The organism is Aerococcus sp. L_32 (assembly GCF_050689315.1).
Window position 1 is genome coordinate 1 of record NZ_JBOEQF010001093.1, and the last position, 619, is coordinate 619.

The window sequence follows — 619 nt, forward strand, 5'->3', positions numbered from 1 at the left end:
AGGAATTTGTAAGCCATTGACGTTGGCCTTATTGCGCAAAATGGCAATCCTTGTCTCTAAATCTGGCGGTGTAATATCAGTTGATAAGCCTTGTTTAAAGCGAGAAACTAACCGGTCTTCTAACTCAGGGATCTGACTAGCGTCGCGGTCACTGGTTAAAACGATATGTTTATTATTATTGTAGAGCACGTTAAATGTATGGAAGAATTCTTCCTGGGTAGACTGTTTGTTCCCAATAAATTGAATATCATCTACTAATAACATATCGACTGTACGATATTCTTGGTGGAAGGCGTCTGTAGTGTTCTTACGAATGGCATTAATAAAGTCATTGGTGAAGGTTTCACTAGAGACGTATTTTATTTTAGCATTAGGGTTTGTCCGTAATACTTCATGACCAATTGCTTGCATCAAGTGGGTTTTACCTAACCCTACACCACCGAAGAAGAATAGGGGATTGTAGTCGCGGCCGGGGCCTTCTGCAACAGCTAAAGCTGCAGCATGAGCCATTTTATTGCCTTCACCGACGACGAAGTTATCAAAGGTATATTTTGGATTTAATAGATCTGATCCGTTGTCTTCAATATTGTCATTATGATTGTTTACTTGAATTTGATTG

1 protein-coding gene is annotated in these 619 nt (G+C 39.4%); it reads right to left on the reverse strand.

Annotated features, from left to right (window positions below):
• Positions 1–619 (reverse strand): chromosomal replication initiator protein DnaA (locus tag ACRCJ0_RS18340; protein WP_431391575.1); only part of this gene is annotated, 619 nt, incomplete at both ends.